The sequence below is a fragment of the Clostridium sp. C8 genome, assembly GCF_001010885.1.
GTDB classification, from domain to species: Bacteria; Bacillota; Clostridia; order Clostridiales; family Clostridiaceae; genus Clostridium; species Clostridium sartagoforme.
On sequence record NZ_LBMX01000065.1, the window covers coordinates 19,672 to 41,120 of the forward strand.

General features: G+C 27.4%; 20 protein-coding genes. 16 read left to right on the forward strand and 4 right to left on the reverse strand.

Annotation, left to right across the window (positions count from 1 at the left end):
* The first annotated feature begins 6 nt into the window (after window positions 1-6).
* Window positions 7-6,285, forward strand: coding sequence for a 5'-nucleotidase C-terminal domain-containing protein (locus AAT22_RS19360; RefSeq protein WP_084820751.1), 6,279 nt, complete (start codon window positions 7-9; stop codon window positions 6,283-6,285).
* Between the two features lie 156 nt (window positions 6,286-6,441).
* Here AAT22_RS19360 and ytaF read toward each other — a convergent pair whose 3' ends face one another.
* Window positions 6,442-7,065, reverse strand: a complete 624-nt coding sequence (gene ytaF / locus AAT22_RS10310; protein ID WP_047001141.1) for a sporulation membrane protein YtaF — start codon at window positions 7,063-7,065, stop codon at window positions 6,442-6,444.
* A 162-nt stretch (window positions 7,066-7,227) separates the two neighbouring features.
* Between ytaF and AAT22_RS10315 the strand changes: the two genes are divergently transcribed.
* Window positions 7,228-7,497 (forward strand): DUF1292 domain-containing protein, encoded by a 270-nt coding sequence (locus AAT22_RS10315; protein WP_047001142.1) that lies wholly within the window; start codon window positions 7,228-7,230, stop codon window positions 7,495-7,497.
* A gap of 15 nt (window positions 7,498-7,512) precedes the next feature.
* On the forward strand, window positions 7,513-7,911 hold the full coding sequence (locus AAT22_RS10320; protein ID WP_047001143.1) for a hypothetical protein: 399 nt from the start codon (window positions 7,513-7,515) through the stop codon (window positions 7,909-7,911).
* Between the two features lie 231 nt (window positions 7,912-8,142).
* Here AAT22_RS10320 and AAT22_RS10325 read toward each other — a convergent pair whose 3' ends face one another.
* Complete coding sequence (locus tag AAT22_RS10325) at window positions 8,143-8,343, reverse strand: hypothetical protein (RefSeq protein WP_047001144.1); 201 nt, start codon at window positions 8,341-8,343, stop codon at window positions 8,143-8,145.
* 305 nt (window positions 8,344-8,648) lie between these two features.
* Between AAT22_RS10325 and AAT22_RS10330 the strand changes: the two genes are divergently transcribed.
* The 6 genes from AAT22_RS10330 (at window position 8,649) to AAT22_RS10355 (ending at window position 14,435) form a co-directional block, all read left to right on the forward strand.
* On the forward strand, window positions 8,649-8,840 hold the full coding sequence (locus AAT22_RS10330) for a DUF896 domain-containing protein (protein WP_016207243.1): 192 nt from the start codon (window positions 8,649-8,651) through the stop codon (window positions 8,838-8,840).
* 12 nt (window positions 8,841-8,852) lie between these two features.
* Window positions 8,853-9,761, forward strand: coding sequence for an HPr(Ser) kinase/phosphatase (gene hprK / locus AAT22_RS10335; protein WP_016207242.1), 909 nt, complete (start codon window positions 8,853-8,855; stop codon window positions 9,759-9,761).
* A 57-nt stretch (window positions 9,762-9,818) separates the two neighbouring features.
* Complete coding sequence (locus AAT22_RS10340) at window positions 9,819-11,213, forward strand: aminopeptidase (protein WP_047001145.1); 1,395 nt, start codon at window positions 9,819-9,821, stop codon at window positions 11,211-11,213.
* A gap of 118 nt (window positions 11,214-11,331) precedes the next feature.
* The gene (locus AAT22_RS10345) at window positions 11,332-11,577 is read left to right on the forward strand and encodes a phage holin (RefSeq protein ID WP_016207240.1); all 246 of its coding nucleotides are present in this window, start codon (window positions 11,332-11,334) and stop codon (window positions 11,575-11,577) included.
* 276 nt (window positions 11,578-11,853) lie between these two features.
* Window positions 11,854-13,068: a methyltransferase domain-containing protein gene (locus tag AAT22_RS10350; RefSeq protein ID WP_047001146.1), complete on the forward strand. Its 1,215-nt coding sequence runs from the start codon at window positions 11,854-11,856 to the stop codon at window positions 13,066-13,068.
* A gap of 101 nt (window positions 13,069-13,169) precedes the next feature.
* Window positions 13,170-14,435, forward strand: coding sequence for an MFS transporter (locus AAT22_RS10355; protein WP_047001147.1), 1,266 nt, complete (start codon window positions 13,170-13,172; stop codon window positions 14,433-14,435).
* 47 nt (window positions 14,436-14,482) lie between these two features.
* Here the strand turns inward: AAT22_RS10355 and AAT22_RS10360 are convergent, their stop codons facing one another.
* Window positions 14,483-15,319: a PHP domain-containing protein gene (locus AAT22_RS10360; protein WP_047001148.1), complete on the reverse strand. Its 837-nt coding sequence runs from the start codon at window positions 15,317-15,319 to the stop codon at window positions 14,483-14,485.
* A gap of 132 nt (window positions 15,320-15,451) precedes the next feature.
* Here AAT22_RS10360 and AAT22_RS10365 point away from each other — a divergent pair, with 132 nt between their 5' ends.
* Genes AAT22_RS10365 through folK form a run of 7 tightly spaced genes read left to right on the forward strand, consistent with a single transcriptional unit; the run spans window position 15,452 to window position 20,836 of the window.
* A complete protein-coding gene (locus tag AAT22_RS10365; protein WP_047001149.1) occupies window positions 15,452-16,045 on the forward strand; it encodes an aminodeoxychorismate/anthranilate synthase component II in 594 nt (197 codons plus the stop codon).
* The gene (gene pabB, locus AAT22_RS10370) at window positions 16,038-17,387 is read left to right on the forward strand and encodes an aminodeoxychorismate synthase component I (protein ID WP_047001150.1); all 1,350 of its coding nucleotides are present in this window, start codon (window positions 16,038-16,040) and stop codon (window positions 17,385-17,387) included. Before AAT22_RS10365 ends, pabB begins: the two co-directional genes overlap by 8 nt.
* Window positions 17,384-18,130: an aminotransferase class IV gene (locus AAT22_RS10375; RefSeq protein ID WP_242835092.1), complete on the forward strand. Its 747-nt coding sequence runs from the start codon at window positions 17,384-17,386 to the stop codon at window positions 18,128-18,130. The genes pabB and AAT22_RS10375 overlap by 4 nt, the downstream gene beginning before the upstream one ends.
* A gap of 12 nt (window positions 18,131-18,142) precedes the next feature.
* Window positions 18,143-18,697: a GTP cyclohydrolase I FolE gene (gene folE, locus AAT22_RS10380; RefSeq protein WP_047001151.1), complete on the forward strand. Its 555-nt coding sequence runs from the start codon at window positions 18,143-18,145 to the stop codon at window positions 18,695-18,697.
* A gap of 11 nt (window positions 18,698-18,708) precedes the next feature.
* On the forward strand, window positions 18,709-19,182 hold the full coding sequence (locus AAT22_RS10385; protein ID WP_047001152.1) for an HD domain-containing protein: 474 nt from the start codon (window positions 18,709-18,711) through the stop codon (window positions 19,180-19,182).
* An 18-nt stretch (window positions 19,183-19,200) separates the two neighbouring features.
* Window positions 19,201-20,010 carry a dihydropteroate synthase gene (gene folP, locus AAT22_RS10390; RefSeq protein WP_047001153.1) on the forward strand — a complete coding sequence of 270 codons (810 nt, stop codon included), beginning with the start codon at window positions 19,201-19,203 and terminating at the stop codon, window positions 20,008-20,010.
* A gap of 10 nt (window positions 20,011-20,020) precedes the next feature.
* Window positions 20,021-20,836, forward strand: a complete 816-nt coding sequence (gene folK / locus AAT22_RS10395) for a 2-amino-4-hydroxy-6-hydroxymethyldihydropteridine diphosphokinase (protein WP_047001154.1) — start codon at window positions 20,021-20,023, stop codon at window positions 20,834-20,836.
* Between the two features lie 73 nt (window positions 20,837-20,909).
* On the opposite strand, the gene AAT22_RS10400 is transcribed toward folK, so the two are convergent.
* Window positions 20,910-21,398: a DUF4883 family protein gene (locus AAT22_RS10400; RefSeq protein WP_047001155.1), complete on the reverse strand. Its 489-nt coding sequence runs from the start codon at window positions 21,396-21,398 to the stop codon at window positions 20,910-20,912.
* Window positions 21,399-21,449 lie beyond the last annotated feature (51 nt).

Here is a 21,449-nt window from a genome sequence, read left to right on the forward strand (position 1 = left end):
AATAAAGTGAGCGATAAAAAGAAACTTAGATTGCTGAGTTTTGTGTTAACCTTTACAATGGTTATATCCAATTTTTTAACTAATTTTACAGCTTTAGTAGTTAAAGCAGATGAAATTAACACCAATATACTTATAGAAGATTTTGAAAATCTAAGTAAGTCAAGTTATGCGGCAGCAGATGTTCAATTAGCAACTGGTTATTGGAATTTTAATAATGCAATGTCTGGGAATCAGCCTCCTTCTGATAAGGTGATAGGTAGTAGAGCAGCTAGAATAAGAGGTGAAGGCTCTATATCTATGAATTTTGATGTTTCCAATGTAAAAGAGATAGTTTTATCTCATGGATACTACGGAAATGATTCGGGTCTAACTTGGAAGCTTCAAAAATCTACTAATGCGGGTGAAAGCTGGGAAGATGTTGGATCACCAAGTTCTATATCAAATGAATTAAAAGAAGAAAAATTTACAATTAATGAATTAGGTAATGTTAGATTTAAAATTCTTGTACAGGGTGCCGCTAAAAGAATTAATATTGATAACTTTACTATAGTATATAATAATGGCACTGAAGAACAAATTGCATTAACTGGATTAAGAATCGATGAAAGCATATCTTTAGAAGTTGGAGAAAATAAAAGCTTAACACTTGACTATACTCCTGAAAATACAACAGAAAAAGGTGTTGAATATATAAGTCTAAATCCAGAAATAGCAACAGTAGATAATGATGGAAAAGTCGTTGCTATTAAAGAAGGACAAACAACTATAGAAGTTAAATCAAAAATAAGAACTGATATAAAAGCAGAATGTAAAGTAACTGTAAATAAGGCTATAGATAAAGTTGGCCCAACAGTTACAGATTTAAAACCATCTAATGGACAAAATATAGGAAATTTAAGAAAACCTGAAGTTAGCGCAACATTTAATGATGAATCAGGCGTAGATATGAGTTCAGTTAAATTATTACTTGACGGAAATGATGTAACCGCTAACATATCTAAAGACAATCAAACTATAAAATATTCTGTATCAGAAGATTTAGATGATGGTACTCATACGGTTTTAGTTGAGGTTAAGGACACATTAGGAAACTTAACTTCAAAGGAATGGAAATTTACAGTTGGTGAAGTAAGTAAAAATTTATATTTTGGACAACTTCACTCTCATACTAATATATCCGATGGTACAGGTTCAGTAGATGAAGCATATCAATATGCTGAAAATACTGCAAAAGTAGATTTTTTAGCTGTAACAGATCACTCTAATTGGTTTGATAATGATAAATTAGCTAATATAGCTGATGGATCAATGAGTCAAGCTTGGAATAAAGGATTAAGTGCAGCAGATAAATACAATAAAGATGGAGATTTTGTTGCTATTTATGGATATGAAATGACTTGGTCAGGATCAACTGGTGGATATGGACATATGAACACTTTCAATACACCAGGATTTGAAACAAGAACAAATAGTAAAATGGATTTAAAGAATTACTATAATACTTTAAAAACACAAAAGCAATCATTATCACAATTAAATCACCCTGGAAAAACATTTGGAGATTTTAGTGACTTTGCATATTATGATGCTGAAATAGATAAACAAGTAACACTAATTGAAGTCGGAAATGGTGAAGGAGCTATTAGAAGTTCTGGATACTTCCCTTCATATGAGTATTATACAAGAGCTTTAGATAAGGGATGGCATGTTGCTCCAACAAATAACCAAGATAACCATAAAGGCAAATGGGGTAATGCTAACACTGCAAGAACTGTTATAGAAGCTTCAGACCTTTCAAGAGACTCTGTTTATGATGCAATAAAAGAAAGAAGAGTTTATGCAACTGAAGATGAAAACTTAAGAATTTCTTATGAAGTTAATGGAAGTACTATGGGGTCTATATTACCTAAAACAGATAAATTAGATTTCAAAGTAAATGTTGAAGATATAGATAATGGGGATAATATAAAGAAGATATCAATAATTGGTGATGGAGGCAAGGTTATACAATCTATTGATAATATAAATTCTACGGTTAAAGAATGGAATTTTTCAATAGATAAATCAAATAGTTCATATTATTATGTAAGAGTAGATCAAGCAGATAAAGATATAGCTGTAACATCAGCAATTTGGGTAGGAGATAGAGAAAACTTTGGAATTTCTACAGTAGATTCTGATACAGAAGTAATTATAGCTGGTGAAGAATTTAATATAGGAACTACTATATATAATAATGAAGCAACAGCTATAAATGATATTAAAGTAGAATATTATGTAAATAATGGAAGTGAAGCTATAAAAACTGAAACTATTGAAAAAGTAGATTCAGGTTCAACAGTGGTAGCTAAATTACCATATTCATTTACTAAAGCTGGAGATTATTCATTCCAAGTAAAAGTGACAGCTACTATAAATGGAACAGTTAAGGAATTTAAAGGAGCTATTGATGTTGAAGTTTTAGGAGCTAATGAAGTTTCTAAGGTCGTTATAGATGGTGCACATCAAAATCAATATGTATCCGGAGATTATTCAGGAAAAGTTACTACATTAACTGCATTAATGGCTCAAAATAAAATAAAATCAATTATAAATACTAAACCTATAACAGATGAAGTACTAAAGGGAGCATCACTACTTATAATGTCAGATCCTCAAAGTACGGTAAAAGATGCATATGGATTAACACCTCAAAAATATACTGAGGACGAATTAGCTGCAATAGCTAGATTTGTTAAAAATGGAGGAAATATTGCAATAACTTCTAAGGCTGATTATGGAGACGCTAAAGATGAGTATGGAAATGCAAGACAAGGGAATTCTGTACTTGAAGCAATAGGAGCTAAAATAAGATTTAATGATGACCAAGCTACTGATGATAATGAAAATGGCGGTCAAAATTACAGATTATATTTTGATGATTATAACACAAATAGCAGTTGGATGAATGGAATAGACACTACTAAGAAATATAGTTTTTATAGTGGATCAACACTTACAATGCCATCTGATACATCAAATATTGATGTTTTAGTAAGAGGACATGAAACTACTTACGGAAATGATGCTGATAAACAAGGTGATAATACAATTGTAGGAAAAGGTGATGTTGTAGGATTAGCCGTTGAAACTTTAGACAATGGAGCTAAAGTTGTAGTATCAGGAGCTACATTCTTCTCAAACTTTGAAATGGATGGTTTAGATTATTCTAACTACCAAATAACTGAAAAAGTTCTTAAAGAGCTTGCTTCAGCACCAGAGCTTCCTGTAAGCAAGATTGCTGATGTTAGAGTAGATGCTGATAATAACAATCTTCCAGATAGATTTGGTGAAGCAGTAGTAGTTGAAGGGTATGTAACTGCAGCATCTAATATTGCAGCACCAGGAAATTCATTCTTTGATGTTATTTATGTTCAAGATGAAACAGGTGGATTAACTATATTTGGAGTTTCAACCACATCAGTGAAATTAGGACAAAAAGTAAGAATTCAAGGAAAAGTATCCTCATATTTAGGTGATGCACAAGTTGCGCTTAAAAATGAAAGTTTAGGATTAAAAATTATAGATGAAAATATTAACTTAGTACAACCTACTAAACTTTCAACTAAGGACAGTATGCTTGAAGTAAAAGAAGGACTTTTAGTAAAAGTAGAAGGAAGAGTAACTAGAATTGTTGGACAAGATATATTTGTAAATGATGGAACTGGGGAAGCAAGGGTTTATGTTGAAGGATATATTAGAAGCAGCAAAAATCCAGGAGTAGATGATGAATGGAAAGCTAGAATTAATGTAGGAGATAAGGTTTCTGCAATAGGACTGGCATCAGAAGAACCAGCGGGAAGTCATAGATTGAGAGTTAGGGATTCAGCTGAAATTGAAAAGTTACCAAGTAATGATGTTGAAATCACAATACTTCATACTAATGATACTCATGGTAGAGTTAAGAGTGATTCAAGTGTTATTGGAATAGACACAATATCAGCAATTAAGAAGAGCATACCAAACTCTATATTAGTAGATGCGGGAGATACTCTACATGGTTTGCCATTTGCAACTATGAATAAAGGAGCAGATATTGTAACTTTAATGAAACTTGCAGGCTACGATGTAATGACTCCAGGTAACCATGACTTTAATTATGGATATCAAAGACTTTTAGAACTTGCTAATATGGCATCAGAAGGCAGTAATGGATTTCCTATAATTTCTTCAAATGTTATGAAGGGAGATAAAGCATTATTAAATTCAAATATAATAAAGGAAATTGATGGAGTTAAGGTAGGATTCTTTGGGTTATCAACTCCAGAAACAGCATATAAGACTAATCCTAATAATGTTATAGGAATAAACTTTAATGATCCTATAGAAAGTGCTAAAAAACAAGTTGGAGAATTAAAGGCAAAAGGAGCAGACGTAATAATTGCAATAGCTCATATTGGAACAGATGATTCTAGTGAAATAACTTCTCCAATGATAGCAAAAGCTGTTGAAGGTATTGATATTATAGTAGATGGACATAGTCATAGCAAATACCCAACAGGACTTGAAGCTGATAATGGAACAATAATAGTAAGTACAGGGGAATATGAAGCAAATCTTGGACAAGTAAAAATTATTGTAGATAAAGAAACAAAGAAATTAGTAAATACAGTTGCAACTTTAATTCCAAAGAGTACAGCATCTACTATAGAGGCAGATGAAACTGTAACATCAAAAATAAAGGAAATTGATGAGGCACAAAATGTTATTTTATCAAAAGTAATAGGAAATTCTAAGGTTGTTTTAGACGGAGCAAGAGAAAATGCTAGAACAAAAGAAACTAATCTTGGAAACTTAATTACTGATGCAATGCTTTATGTAACAGGTGCTCAAATTGCCATAACAAATGGTGGTGGAATACGTGATAGCATAAATGAAGGTGAAATAACAAAGGGAGAAGTTGTTAAAGTCCTTCCATTTGGAAACTTTATAGTTACTAAGTATTTAACAGGAGCGCAAATTAAAGATATTCTTGAACATGGAGTTAAATCATATCCAGCAACTGCAGGACAATTTACTCATGTAGCAGGTATAAAATATGCGTTTGATAAGGATAAAGAAGCTGGTAATAGAGTATTTAGCATAACTATAGATGGAAAAGCATTAGATATGAATGCAAAATATCTTGTTGCTACAAATGATTTTATGGCAGCTGGAGGAGATGAATATCCACACTTTAAGAATGCTAAAACAGAAAATGAGTTCCAAGCATTGGATGAAGCATTAGAAGTTTATATTAAAAAACTTGGGGATGTAAATTATTCAGTTGAAGGTAGAATAGTAGTTGGTAAAGAGGTTCAAGAAGTAAAAGTAACAGGAGTAAGTTTAGACAAGACAACAGCAGAATTAAAGATAAATGAAAGCTTAGAATTAAAAGCAAGTATTTTACCATCAGATGCAACAAATAAAGAAGTTACTTGGACTTCAAGTGATGAAAAAGTTGCAAAGGTTGATGAAAATGGAAAAGTAATAGCAGTAGGAGAAGGAAAAGCAACAATAACAGTAACAACAAAGGATGGAGACTTTAAGGCTACATGTGAAGTTACTGTAAAAGCAGATAGTGAAAATCCTGATCCTGTAGAAAATGTAGTTGAAAAGATAGAAAATCCTAACGGAAAAAATCAAATAGTTATAAAGAATCCATCAAATGAAATTAAGCTTGAAATAAAAGATATAGAAGCTATAAAAAATGGAAATGGATCTTTAGAAATTAAAAATGGAGAAAATACTATATTAATACCATTTAGCTTAATAGATAAAGAATTATTAAAAGAAGGCTCAAGTATAATCTTTGAAATGAATGTTAAGGAAGATGCAACTATAACAGCTGGAATTAAAGGTGTTAAAAAAGTATTTGAACTTAACCTATTAATTAAGAATGGAGATAATATAGTTAAGGTTCATAACTTTAAAGACGGAGTTGCAACAATAACATTAAAATTAAGTGATGAGGACTTAAAAGGATTAAACAAAGGAAATTTAGCAGTATTCTATTATGATGAAGAAACTAAGACATTTAAAGAAATGGAAACAACTATAAATGGAAATGAAGTAACATTTAAGACTCCTCATTTTAGTAAGTTTATAATTGCAGAAAAAGCTTCTAATAATGGAAACGATAATGGAGGTTCTTTACCAGCAACAGGTGGAAATAATCCAATTTACCCATTAGTAATAGGATTAATTATAGTAGGTGCTGGAGCATTCTTCGTATTTAATAAAAAGAAAAAAGAAACAACTAAATAAAATATAAAAGGAAGCTATTTTAGCTTCCTTTTTATTTAGATATTATAAAAAGTTTAATAAATAAAGAGGCTTTACCAAATTTACTTTTCTTAGCTTTCAATAAAACATATGTAAGCTTGTATTTTTAGTATAGTATAACTATAAACTACAAGCTTTTTAAAATACTCTTAAAAAAGCAAGGATAATTAACATTGCTCCTGATAACCAAGAAAGATTTAGGTTTATATTTTCTATGAATTTTCTTCCGATAAATGCCCCTAATAATATTGATACAAGTCCTATAATAAGAGCAACTATAAAAACTTGAATATAATTAATAAAAATAAGGCTACTACCAAACCCTACAGCTAAGCTATCTAAAGAAAGAGCAAAGGCAAGGTAAAAGGCCTCTTTAGGAGTAAGTATTTTAGATTTATCAAAATCTGCTTTGACTTCATCAGCATATACTTGGAGAACAAATTTAAAATCAAATACTTTAAAGGTTAAAGGCGAAAAATTATGTGATCTTTTTTTTATATATGATTTGAGTAAGCTTTCAAAAAGTCTATATATACCTAGAAAAAAAAGTATAAAAAAACTTATTATTTTTGCAATATTAGAAGAAATATAATTTTGAAGAAATCCTCCTATTAATAAGGAGAATCCTAACATACTAGCAGAGATAATATCAACTATGAGAGCTGATAAAAATGGAATTTTTATTTTGCTAGTTCCATAAGCAATACTTGCTAAAAATGAATCTATAGATACTGATAAAACTAATAATATTGTTTCTAGCATAAACTCATCCTCTGAAAATATTTTTAATTTATAATATGAGAAAAATAGATATAAAGTTACAAAGTTTGACTAATAAATAAAAATGGATAAAATAAAAATAGTAGTAAAAAATTGCTTTTAAATATAAAATAATAATAATTAGTTAATATAAAGGAGAAAAGAATGGAAGATAAAGATTTTAACATTAATGAAGACGAAAGAAGAATAATGAGTTTTTTAGATGAGAAAGGTAATAAAATAGACTTTGAAGCAGTTGCTAGAGTTTATTTAGAAGAAACAGAATATTTACTTTTAGCACCAATAGATGAGAAAAGTGAAGATGTATATGTTTTTAGAGTAGATGAAGTAGATGGAAAAGAAGAATTAAATTTGGTTGAAGATGATAAAGAATTTTTAGCTGTAAAAAAAGAATATAAAAAATTGTTATATTAATTTGGAGGTTAAATTATGGATTTCAATAAAATTATAAACATATTAGATGAAAATGGATTATCTGAAATTGAAGATTTAAAAACTGAAGATGGTATATTTCTAGTTAAATTCTTTTTAGATTTTGATGAAGATGTATTAAGTGCAGCTAGAAGTTATTCAAATGAAGAAAGTGATTATGAAGAAGAAAGTAATGAATGGTTCAAAGAGTATTTTATTCCATACCTTTACGAGTATGCTAATGATGAAGTAGTTGATATAATAGAAGAAATAGTAGAAGAATTAGATGTTTTAGGAGAAGTTATGGCTTTTCAAATGGAGATATCAAATTATGAATCTATTCAATTCATGGCGCTATTTACAAAAGAAGAAAATGGAGTAACTATTGAAGATGTAGCTAAAGAATTTATCTGCTAATTAAAAGAGATTCCATTGAACATAAAAAGATATGGTTAAAAAACATGTTAGTAATATAATTTGTATTAATGCCTCAAATATTGAGGCGTTTTTTAATTCAAAAAAATATAAAAACTTTTAAAGCCATAAAAAGTTTTTATATTTTTTATTGATTATAAGTAATTATATTTATATATTCATAAAACAAAGTAATTTATACCTCTAATACATAATAAATAATTAGTAAATTATTTAGGCAACCTTTTTCAAAGGGTTGCTACCAAAGTGTTTTTTAATATATTTTCTATATATATTCTTTTGTGTTTTACTTATAAGCTTGTCCAAATCTTGAGAAAGATAAATTATTAGTTTGTTGCTTGGTGAAAGATATCCTAGTAAGAAATTTAGAATAGCTTTTTTAATTATTATTTGTTTTCTACGTTTTTTAATCATTTTAGTAGCACCTCCATCTATTTACAAAATACATCTTGTTATAACAATATTATACCAAAAAGTGTAAAAATGTAAAATGGTTTTATAAAACAAATAACAACAAAATAACCTATAAAAATTATGTAAATTTAATGAAAATATTAAAATAAATGGTATAAATTGAAAATAATACCTTAAAGTAAATGATTAACAAAAAAATTAATATTAGAATTTGTCGAAATTATATAAGTTGATATTGATTAAAATAGAAGGTAAAATGTAATAAAGAGTTAAATAAAATTAGTCAAAGCAAAGGAGAACCAAGGATGGAATATAAAGATATGAAAATGGATGATATAATAAAAAGAATTAATGAACTTTATAAAAAAAGTAAAGAAGAAGGATTAGATGATTCAGAAAAAGAAGAACAACAAATATTAAGAAGAAGATATATAGATAGTGTAAAAAGTAACTTCAAAGCTCAATTAGAAACAGTTGAATTAAAAAAAAGAAATTAAAGGGTGATAAATTTGTCAGTTACAGTAGAAAAATTAATTAAAGATTTTGATATGGAAGTATTAGTAGAAGGAAATAAAAACGTAGAAATTTTTGTTAATGATATAAATAGACCAGGATTACAATTAGCAGGGTTTTACAACTATTTTGCTCCTGAAAGAATACAAGTTATAGGTAAAGCAGAATGGAGTTTCTTAGATGCTATGGCAGTAGAACTCCGTAAAAAAAGAATAGATAAGTACTTTAGTTTTAATTTAAATTGCTTAATTATAACTAGGGATTTAGAGCCACATGAAGAATTATTAAAGGCAGCGAAAAAAAATAAAGTATGGATAATAAAAACTAAGTTAGTAACTACTCAATTTATAAGCAAAATAACAATTTATTTAGCAGGACAATTAGCTCCGGAAACTAGACTTCATGGAGTTTTAGTAGATGTATATGGAATAGGAATATTAATAACAGGTGAAAGTGGTATAGGCAAAAGTGAGACTGCTTTAGAGTTAATAAAAAGAGGACATAGATTAGTAACTGATGATGCAGTTGATATAAAAGAAATAGATGGAGAACTTATAGGAAGGTCTCCAAGAATAACAATAGGGATGCTTGAAGTTAGAGGAATTGGTATAATAGATGTTTCATCATTGTACGGCTTAAGTTCTATTCTTCCTGAAAAGGATATCCAATTACTTATGCATTTTGAGCATTGGAAAGATGATGGGGACTATGATAGATTAGGGTTAAATGATGAACGCCAAGATATTTTAGGAGTTAAAGTAAAAAGATTGAGAGTACCAGTAAGACCGGGTAGAAATATTGCTGTAATAATAGAGGCAGCAGCAGCAAATTATAGACATTCACTTATGTCAGATGTAACTCCAGTAGATATAATTGAAAATAGAATGGATAAGATAATAGAATAATAAATCATATAAATAAAAGTTATAATAATAAATATAATAGTTTTTAGGAGGAGTAATATGAATAAAGAAGATAAGAAAAATCCTTGGCAAAAATATTTAGGTAATAAAAAGGAAGAATTATTTGATTTCTGTAACGGCTATATAGACTATATGTCATTATGTAAAACAGAAAGAGAGTGTGTGTTGACTAGTATAGATATGGCAATGGCTCTTGGGTATAGGGATTTAGAAGAAGTAATAGAAAATCAAGAAAAATTAAAACCTGGAGATAAAGTGTTTATAAATAATAAAGATAAAGCACTAGCCTTATTTCTTATAGGAGAAGAGCCGCTAGAAAAAGGTATGAGAATAATAGGGTCACATGTGGATTCTCCAAGATTAGATTTAAAACAAAATCCACTATATGAAGATTCAGATCTTGCAATGATGGAAACACATTATTATGGAGGCGTAAAAAAATATCAATGGGTTACACTTCCGCTAGCGTTGCATGGAGTAGTGATTAAGAAAGATGGTACTAAAATAGATGTAGTTATAGGAGAAGATAGTAGTGATCCAGTAGTTGGAATATCAGATCTTTTAATACATTTATCAGCGGATCAACTTCAAAAGAAAGCTAATGTAGTAATCGAAGGAGAAGATTTAAATTTATTAGTTGGAAATATGCCTTTAGAAGGTAGTGAAAAAGATGCTGTTAAGGCAAATATTCTTAATATTTTAAAAGAAAAATATGATTTTGAAGAAGCTGATTTCTTATCAGCTGAAATAGAAGTAGTTCCAGCTGGAAGAGCTAGAGAGTATGGATTAGATAGAAGTATGGTAATGGCATATGGTCAAGATGATAGAGTTTGTGCGTACACTTCATTAATGGCTCTTTTAGATATAGACAAAACTAGATATACATCAGTAATATTGCTAGTAGATAAAGAAGAAGTTGGAAGTAATGGTGCTACAGGAATGCATTCAAAATTCTTTGAAAATACAGTAGCAGAAGTAATGGATAGACTTGGAGAATATTCAAGCTTAAAGTTAAGAAGGGCTCTATCAAACTCTAAAATGCTATCAGCCGATGTAACAGCAGCCTATGATCCTAATTATCCATCTGTAATGGAAAAGAAAAATTCATCATATTTTGGAAAAGGCCTTGTGTTTAGTAAGTACACAGGTGCAAGAGGAAAGTCAGGCTGTAATGATGCAAATCCAGAATTTATGGCATGGCTTAGAAATATAATGGATGAAAATGATATTGCTTATCAAACTGCTGAACTTGGAAAAGTAGATCAAGGTGGTGGTGGAACAATTGCTTACATATTAGCTGAATATAATATGGAAGTTATTGATTGTGGAGTAGCACTACAAAATATGCATGCTCCATGGGAAGTTGCAAGTAAATTAGATATATATGAAACAATGAGAGGCTATAAAGCCTTTTTAGAATCAAAATTAGATTAAATCCCAAAAGTCATATTAAATTAAGCTAAATAAGTCTTAATTTAATATGACTTTATTTTTTTATTCACATAATTTAATTATGTGAATAAAATATATTATGAATTAAGGAGGGGATATTATGGAATTTGATTGGTCAAGATTCAAAAATTATGGATTATGGGTATCCATATTTGCTTTAATACCAATGCTTTTAAATTCATTAGGTATAGAAGTAATTCCAGAAGAATATCAAGCAATAACAAATACTATATTGTCAATATTAGTTGCACTGGGAATAGTAAGTAATCCTACTACTCAATGTAAATGGTTTGTTGATGATAAAAAAGAAAAAGAGATAGATAATCAAGTGGAAGGTCATAAATAATTAGGTAATATCCTATATAAAGCATAATTTTTAGGAGCTGTTATAAGGCAGCTCCATTTTAATATTATTATGAATATAGTGATTTTCATATATTTTTATAATTTTAATACTACAAAAGTTTGAAAGATATAGTAAATTAATATAAAATTAATTAATATATATGTTTTTGATTTTATTATTTTATTTAAATGAATATAGAACAATGGTATATAATTCTTAATTGTTTAGATTATAAGCATGACATATATATCATAATATTGAAAAGTGAGAGTATATATGAGAATTGGAGAATTTAGTAAAAGGAATAAAGTAAGTATTGAAACTGTTAGACATTATATAGATTTAGGTCTTATTATACCTTATAAGAATGGTGCTCAATATGAATTTAATGAAAAATGCCAAAAAGAAATTGAAAGTATTTTAGAATTAAAAGCATTAGGTTTTACTTTGAATGAAATAAAATCCATTTTTGTGTACGAAACATTAGGAAAACTTAGTGTTAATGAAAAAAATAATGTTTTATATGATATATTTGATTTAAAGCAAAAGGAAGTAAATAGAAAAATAAATGAATTAGTAGATATAGAATCAAGATTAATAAACAAATTAAAATATATAAATACAACAGAAATACAAAAAAGTTTTAACTTAGGAATAGATATTAAAAACTTAAGTCTATTATCATGTATTAAATGTGGGGATGAGTTATACTTAGAAGATGGTAATATAAAAAATAATCAAATATTAGAAGGAAAATTAAAGTGTACTTGTGGTATGAAATATAGTATAAAATCAGGAATATTAATTATTGACGATGATTTTGTAAAAAATAGTGATGAAATATATAATCTCATTATTGAAGACTATATAAAAGAGACAGATGAAAGGTATATTTTAAATTTAAGAAAAGGCTTAGATTGGACATGTAATGAACTATGTAAAATTTCTTTTAAAAATAAAGTAATATTAGAAATAGGAACTGGATTAGGTTTTTTATTAAGAAATTTATATGATAATTTAGATAATAGTGTGTATATTGCTATAGATAATAATATTGAAAAACATAATTACTTAAAGTCATTAATAGAAAGAAGTAGTTTTAAAAAGAATATAATGTTTATTTGTACAGATTTTAAATACATACCAATAAAGAAAAAATCTATTGATATATTTTTAGACTATGGAGGTAGTAGCAATTATTGGTTTGATAAAAATGATTTTTCACTTGAAAATATATTGAAATATTTAAAGGAAGATTCATATGTTGTTTTATCATATATTTTATTTAAAAAATTTATATTAAGTAACCCCATAAAAAGAGAAAATAGAAAGAATTTTAACATTAATTATATTAAAGAGGAACTAAATAAATATAATTTTACTATGATATCAGATCAAAAGTCAGATTATTTAAATAAACCTAGTATATATGAAAATTATTTTTCTGATAGTGAGGAAGTTTATTCATATTTATATTTTGGAAAAAGGTAGGGTTAACCCTACCTTTTTTTAAAATATAATAAAAATATCCCAAAATATAGGGTTGATATGTTGTATAGAAGATATTATACAATTTTCTAGAGGTGATAAAAATGAAATATATAAAGAATAAAGAAGATAGAAACTCTATTTTATTTTATCTAGCAAATTTGATATCAATATTTGGGACAGCCATATATACTTTTGCCATAAGCTTATATACATTAAAGATAACTGGGTCAAGCATTAGCTTTTCTACTACTTTGATTTTAAGTATATTGCCAATAATTATATTGAATCCTTTTGTAGGAGTAATAGTAGATAAATTTAACAAGAAGAAGTTAGCAGTTATAGCTAACGCTTTAAATGGAATATTTTTATTTACAGTGTACTTAATCAGTAATTGGAAGGGGTTAAATCTAGGAACTATTTATTTAAGTACTTTTGTTATTACAAGTATAAACATTATATTTGATATAAGCATAGATTCAGCCATTCCTAATATTGTTTCAAAAGATAAGGTAGTTAACATTAATTCAGGAAATAGAATAATAGATTCAATATCTTCTGTGTTAGGACCAGTATTAGGAGGAGTGGCATTTGCTGCTTTTAATATAGAAACTTTTATATTAATAAATTCTATTTCGTTTATAGTTTCAGCAATTTTAGATACTTTAATTGATTTTAAATATAATACTGAAAATGAATCAGAAGAAATGGATAGTGAAAGTATTACTTTTGGGAAATTGAACTATTTTAAGGAAATAGCAGAAGGACTTAAATATTTAATAAGTAAAAGATACATTATTAGAATTCTATCTATATTTATAATATTTAACTTTTTTATATCTTTTTCAGTTACGATTCCAATACCAATTATATTAAATAATATATTAGAAATTCCAGCTAAAAGTTATGGATTAATTCAGGGAGGAATCCCTGTAGGAATGATAATAGGTGCATTTGTAGTTAAAAAAATTATGGCTAAATATAAATTAAACAATATTTTTTCAGCAGTAGGAATAGTCATGTCGGTTAATATAATATTACTTTCTATTCCGATATTATTTAAAACTATAAATAATATAAATGTATATATAATGTACTATTTAATTATAATGATATTTATGGGTATATGTATATCTTTAGTTGATATTCCATTTTCATATACTATGCAAACTAATATAGAGGAAGAATATAGAGGAAGATCAATAAGTTTAACAATAAGTATAGTAAAAGTAGTAGTCCCAATATCGTATATAATATCGGGAATTTTACTTCAAAGTATAGAACCTTATATAGTAGTTCTATTCGGAGGAATTTCAGTATTAATAATAAGTATAATATTTTTCAAATATGCGAAGCGACTATACAATTAAAATAAAAAATTATTAATTGGGCTGTCTATTTAACAGCCCTTTATGATTTAATCATAAGATAAAACCCAATTTAACATTGAGATTATATAATCCTCTTGAGTAATATTAACATCTCCAACACTTCCATGGCCTTTATCATTAGGGATACCATGACAGTCGGATCCACTTGAAATAAATAAATTTCTGTCTTTAGCTAATTTTAAAAAATTCTCTGTATCAGCTTCTTTATTTTTATAATAAATAGCTTCAAGTCCATCGAATCCTAAATCTAATAAATCTTCAACTGGTGTTTTCTTAACCAATACAGGATGTGCTAAAAAAACTAAGGCATTATACTTCTTTAATAATTCGATCCCTTCCTTTGTAGAAAGTTTAGTAGATGGAATATAAGCTGGGCAGTTATTACCTATAAAGTTATCAAAAATATAATCATGGTCATAAGAATAACCAGCATCTATTATAGCTTTCGCTATATGAGGTCTTGCTATAGTATCTTTTCCGTTAGATAAAACCTTATTTATATCAATTTTAATATTATGATATTTTTTTAGATTATCAACTATCTTATGAGCCCTGGAAATTCTTCTTTCTTTTAATTCGGCTAATATATTATTAAGTTCGGGATGATCATAATTATCTTTATTAAAAAAGCCTAAAATATGAATTGATTCTCTATTATATTCTGTAGATAGCTCTATTCCGGGAATAAACTTAACATTAAGAGCTTCTGCTTCATTTAAAGCTTCTTTTATACCAGTTAATGTATCGTGATCTGTTAATGAAACATAATCCAAATTCCTTTGCTTTGCCATTTTTACTATATCTCTAGGAGTAAATCTACCATCAGAGCAAATAGAATGAATATGCAAATCGCATTTAAACATATATCTTCTCCTTCCAAATTAATAATATGTAACTTAAAATTTTAAAGTTATATATTATTATGATATAATCTATTCATTAAAAATATTTTAACACAATAGATTTACTTTTAATATAAAACATGGAGGATATTTATGCTTTTAATGATAGATAATTATGATTCTTTTGTGTTTAATTTAGTTAGGTATATAGAAGAATTAGGAGAAGAAGTTTTAATATATAGAAATGATAAGATAACTATTCAAGAAATAGAAATGTTAGAGATAGATGGAATAATAATTTCGCCAGGACCTAAGACACCTAATGAGGCAGGGATATCGCTAGAAATTTTACATAAATTTAAGGGAGTAAAGCCTATACTTGGAATATGTTTAGGTCATCAGTGCATAGGACATTATTTTTCTAGTAATATAATAAAAGGAAAAGAACCTGTTCATGGAAAAATAAGTTATATCAATCATTCAAATAAAGATATTTTTAATGGCGTAAAAAATCCATTGAGGGTAACAAGATATCATTCACTTATAATAGATAATAAAAATATTAGTAATGACTTAGAAGTAACTAGTTACACCGAAGATAATGTAGTTATGGGAATAAAACATAAAAAATATCCTATTTTTGGAGTTCAATTTCATCCAGAAGCTGAAATGACAGAAGAGGGACATAAGATAATAGAGAATTTTATACAAATATCGAAGAGCTTTAAGGAGAATAAAGATGATTAGGGTTAGAGAAATAAGTACAAATTACAATCCTCTTGAAGTTTATAATATTTTCAAGGACGAAATAAATACAATATTACTTGATTCATCTAAAGAAGATAAAATTTTATCTAAATTCTCTTTTATAGGAATAAATCCTTTTATGATTTTTGAATCGAAAGGACAAGAGTCATTTATCGATAAAGTTAAGATTCATGGAGAGCCTTTTACTGTTTTAGAAAATCTTATAAATAAATATAAACTTGATAATGATGGATATGACAATATACCATTTATTTCAGGGGCAATAGGCTATATATCATATGATACAGGAAGAATATTAGAAGAACTTCCAGATACAAGTAAAGAGGATTTTAACATAAGTGATATGAAGTTTATTTTCTATAAGAATATTATAGTGTTTGATTTAGAAAATAAAAAACAATACATAACATCAATAATTGATAATGCTTATAATGAAGACTTAGATTATTTAGAGGAAAAGATAAAGTTAGCAAATATAATAAAAGAGCAGGATTTTGAATCTATAAATAAAAACTTTAAATCTAATTTTGAAAAAGAAAATTATAAAAATGCAATTACTAAACTAAAAAAATATATTATAAATGGTGATGTTTATATTGCTAATATGACTCAAAGGTTTTATACAGAAAATAAAGAAGAACCTTTTGAGATATATAAAAAGTTAAGAACTATAAATAAGGCACCATTTTCTGCTTATATGAATTTTGAAGATTTTCAGGTCATAAGTTCTTCGCCTGAAAGATTTATTGAAATAAATAAAGGGAAGGTAGTTACAAGGCCAATAAAAGGGACAAGACCTAGAGGGAAAAATGAAGAAGAAGATAAGAAAAATAGTTTAGAACTTATAAATAGCGAAAAAGATAGAGCAGAGTTATTAATGGTGGTAGATCTTGAAAGAAATGACTTAAGTAAAGTATGCAAACCTTACTCAGTAAAGGTAACTGAACTATTTGAACTTGAAAAATATGCAACAGTATTTCATTTAGTGTCAACCGTAGAGGGTATTTTAAAAGACAATATATCATCAGTAAAATGTATTAAGGAATGTTTCCCTGGGGGATCTATAACAGGAACTCCTAAAATTAGAGCTATGGAGATAATAGAAGAACTAGAAGGATTAAAAAGAAATCTTTATACAGGATCTATAGGATATTTTGATTTTAGAGGAAATGCTGATTTTAATATAGCTATAAGAACAATTATTAAAAAGGACAATAGGGCCTACTTTGGCGTTGGTGGAGGAGTAACTTATGATTCTATAGAAGAAGATGAGTATAATGAAACACTAGATAAAGCAAAAGCCTTAATGAGGGTATTATGATGAGAAATGTAATAATAGGAAAAGATAAAATAACTATAGATAGTGGATACTTTTTTGCTAGAGGGGTATTTGAAACCATACTAGTAAAAGAAAAGCCATTGTTTTTAGAAGAGCATATAAAAAGGCTTAATAATGGTATTAATATTCTTAAAATTGGAGAAGCAATTGAAGTTGAATATATTAGTAATATAATAAATGATTTTAATATAAAAAATTGTGTTTTGAAAATAATTGTAACAGAAAAAAATATATTATTAGAAACTAGAGAACTATTATATAAGAGCGGAGATTATCTAAGAGGGTTCTCATTAAAGGTAGCAAAAACAATAAAAAATTCTACATCTAAATTGACATATATAAAGTCTATGAATTATTTAGAAAATATTTTAGAAAGAGAAGAGGCTTTGGAAGAAGGATATAATGAGGTCATATTTTTGAATGAAAAAGGATATGTCTCCGAAGGAAGTTTTTCTAATATATTTGCTGTGAAGAATAATGTAATATTTACACCAAAAATTAGTAGTGGATTACTTCCAGGTGTAGTAAGAAATCACCTTATTAAAAATTATGATGTAATAGAAAAAGAAGTAAGTTTAGATGATATCATAAATGCTGATGAAATATTTATAACTAATAGTTTATTGGGTATAATGGGAGTAAGTAAATTTGAAAATAGAATTTTGACAGAAAATAAAATCACAATTAAGATAAGAAAAGAATATGAATCACAAATTGGAAATTAGGAGGGGCATTTAATGATAGATAGAGAAAAAGTATTAGAAGGAGTAAAATTAATATTAGAAGGTATTGGGGAAGATCCAAATAGAGAAGGTCTTTTAGAAACTCCAGATAGGATAGCTAGGATGTATGAAGAAATCTTTTCAGGAATAGGAAAAGATGCAAAAGGTGAGTTAGAAAAAACTTTTACTGTTGAGGAAAATGATTTAGTTCTTGAAAAAGATATCACTTTTTATTCAATGTGTGAACATCATCTTGTACCTTTTTATGGTAAAGCACACATTGCTTATATACCAAAAGGAAAGGTTGCGGGACTTTCAAAACTCGCAAGATGTGTAGAAGTTTATGCAAAAAAACCACAATTACAAGAAAAATTAACTACAGAAGTTGCTGATGCAATAATGAAATATTTAAATGCAGAAGGCGTTATGGTAATAATTGAAGCTGAACATATGTGTATGACTATGAGAGGTGTAAAAAAGACAGGAACAAAAACTGTAACAACAACATATAGAGGATGTTTTAAAGAGGATTATCAATTAAGAAAAGAAGTAATGAGTTTATTAAAATAGGGGGTAGAATTTTGGGAAATGTTAATAAAATTCTAAATCATCCTAAGTATAAGAGATTATTAAATGAATTAAACCAATTAGAAATAAATAGAGAGTTTTGTAATCATACCATTGAACATTTTTTAGATGTTGCAAGAATTGCGTATATAACTGTATTAGAAAAAGGATTAGGATATAATAAAGAAATAATATATTCAATAGCATTATTACATGATATAGGAAGAGTTATGCAATATAATGAAGGAATAGATCATCATAAGGGTAGTGCTATAATAGCATCAGAAATATTAGAAGATACAAATTTTTCTCATAAGGATAAAGAACTAATTATTAAATGCATAAAAGAGCATAGAAAAGAAAGTGATGATGAGCTTTCAAAAATAATATATAAAAGTGATAAACTTTCAAGAAATTGTTTTAACTGCAAATCTTATAATGATTGTTATTGGGATGAAAATAAAAAAAATAAGATTATAAAAATATAAGCTAAAGGGGAGAGACGTATGAAGATAGGAAATAAAGAAATAAATTTAGATGAAAGAACTTATATAATGGCTATATTAAATGTAACACCAGATTCTTTTTCTGATGGTGGAAAATATAATGAAGTAGAGCAAGCTGTAAAAAGAGCAAAGCAAATGGTAGAAGAAGGAGCCGATATAATAGATATAGGGGGAGAATCAACAAGACCAGGAGCGAATTATATATCCGAAGGAGAAGAAATAAAAAGAGTAGTTCCGATAATTAAAGCTATAAAAAGTGAACTAGATGTTTTAATATCAATAGATACTTATAAAAGCAAAACTGCTGAAGAAGCTATAAAAGCAGGTGCAGATATAATAAATGATGTATGGGGATTTAAAAAAGATAAAAATATGGCGGAAGTAGCAGCAAAATATGATATTCCATGTATATTAATGCATAACAGAGAAAATAAGCCTTATACAAATTTAATGAAGAATGTAATAGAAGATTTAATAGAAAGTATAAATATAGCTTTAGATGCTGGAGTAAAAAGAGAAAATATTATATTAGATCCAGGTATAGGATTTGCTAAAAACTATGAAGAAAATTTAATTGTAATGAATAACTTAGAGAAAATTGTAAATATAGGATTTCCTGTTTTACTTGCAACTTCAAAAAAATCAATGATTGGTTTAGCATTAGACTTACCAGTAGATGAAAGAAGAGAAGGTACTATAGCAACTACTGTAATGGGAATAATGAAGGGGTGTAAATTTGTTAGGGTACATGATGTACTTGAAAACAAAAGAGCATGTATTATGACTGATAAAATATTAAGAATGAAATAGAGGGAAAACTATGGATAAGTTATATTTAAAAGATGTTGAGATATTTGCAAATCATGGTGTATTTAATGAAGAGAAATCTCTTGGACAAAAGTTTATATTATCTTTAGAATTAGATGTAGATTTAAGTTTAGCATCTAAGAGTGGAGATTTAACAAAGTCAGTTCATTATGGGGAGCTTTGCCATAATATTGAAAAGGAATTTCAAAAAGAGAGTTATGATTTAATAGAAACCGCAGCAGAAAAGATAGCAGAATATGTATTATATAACTATGATTTAGTGAAAAACATAAAAGTATTATTAAAAAAACCATGGGCACCAATAGGTAGACATTTAGATACAGCTGCAGTAGAAATAAATAGAGGATGGCATAACGCATATATTGCGTTAGGTAGTAATATTGGAGAAAAGACTGAAAATATAAATATTGCTATAGAGAAAATAAAAAGTAATAAAGAAATAAAGGTGTTAAAAGCCTCTAAAATAATAGAAACAGAACCTTGGGGATATGAGAATCAAGATAGTTTTAAAAATGCAGCTATAGAAGTAGACACCATATTAAATCCAAGAGAACTTATGTATTTATTATTGAATATTGAAAAAGACATGAAAAGAGAAAGAGTAATTAGATGGGGACCGAGAGTAATAGATTTAGATATTATTTTTTACGATGATTTAGTTACTAGTGATGATTTTATAACAATTCCACATCCAAGAATGGAAGAAAGAGAGTTTGTATTAGCTCCATTAAATGAAATAGCGCCCAATAAAATTCATCCATTGAATAGAAAAAGAGTTTTTAAAATGCTTGAAGAAATAAAAAAATAATAACCGTTAGCTTAAGAAAAAATGACAGTAGGTAAAGTTTTACTTTATATAAATTTTACCTACTGTTCTGTATTTATCCTTCAAATCCATTAGAAACTTTTTTTATATATTCACAAAATTTATATAAATTATAATAGTCAGAAACACCTTCCATGGAAATAGTATCCTCATCATATACCCCATCCCAAGGATAAATTGAAATTAATTTATCGTTGTATGCATTTATAATATATTTTACATCTGAAAATTCTAGTAATAACTTATATTCAGGAGAAAGCCCTTCTTCTACTACAGCACCATAGTTTTCATCGTTTAAAGAGTCGATAAATTCAGGTAAAATACTATGTTCTTCTTCATTAACATCATAATATTTATATACATTTAAATCAAAAATCTTAATAGTATAAGAATCATTTTGATCCAATCTTTCTTGTATTTCATTAGTATAATAATTATTGTTAGGTTTAGTACCAGGTCTTATGTACTGTGATTTATTAAAATTACAACCTGAAAAAGAGAAAATAATAAATATACAAATTAAGGTGATAAAAAATTTTTTCACTATGAACCTCCTTAAGATAACTTATATATAAATTTATTCTTTCAACAAAGA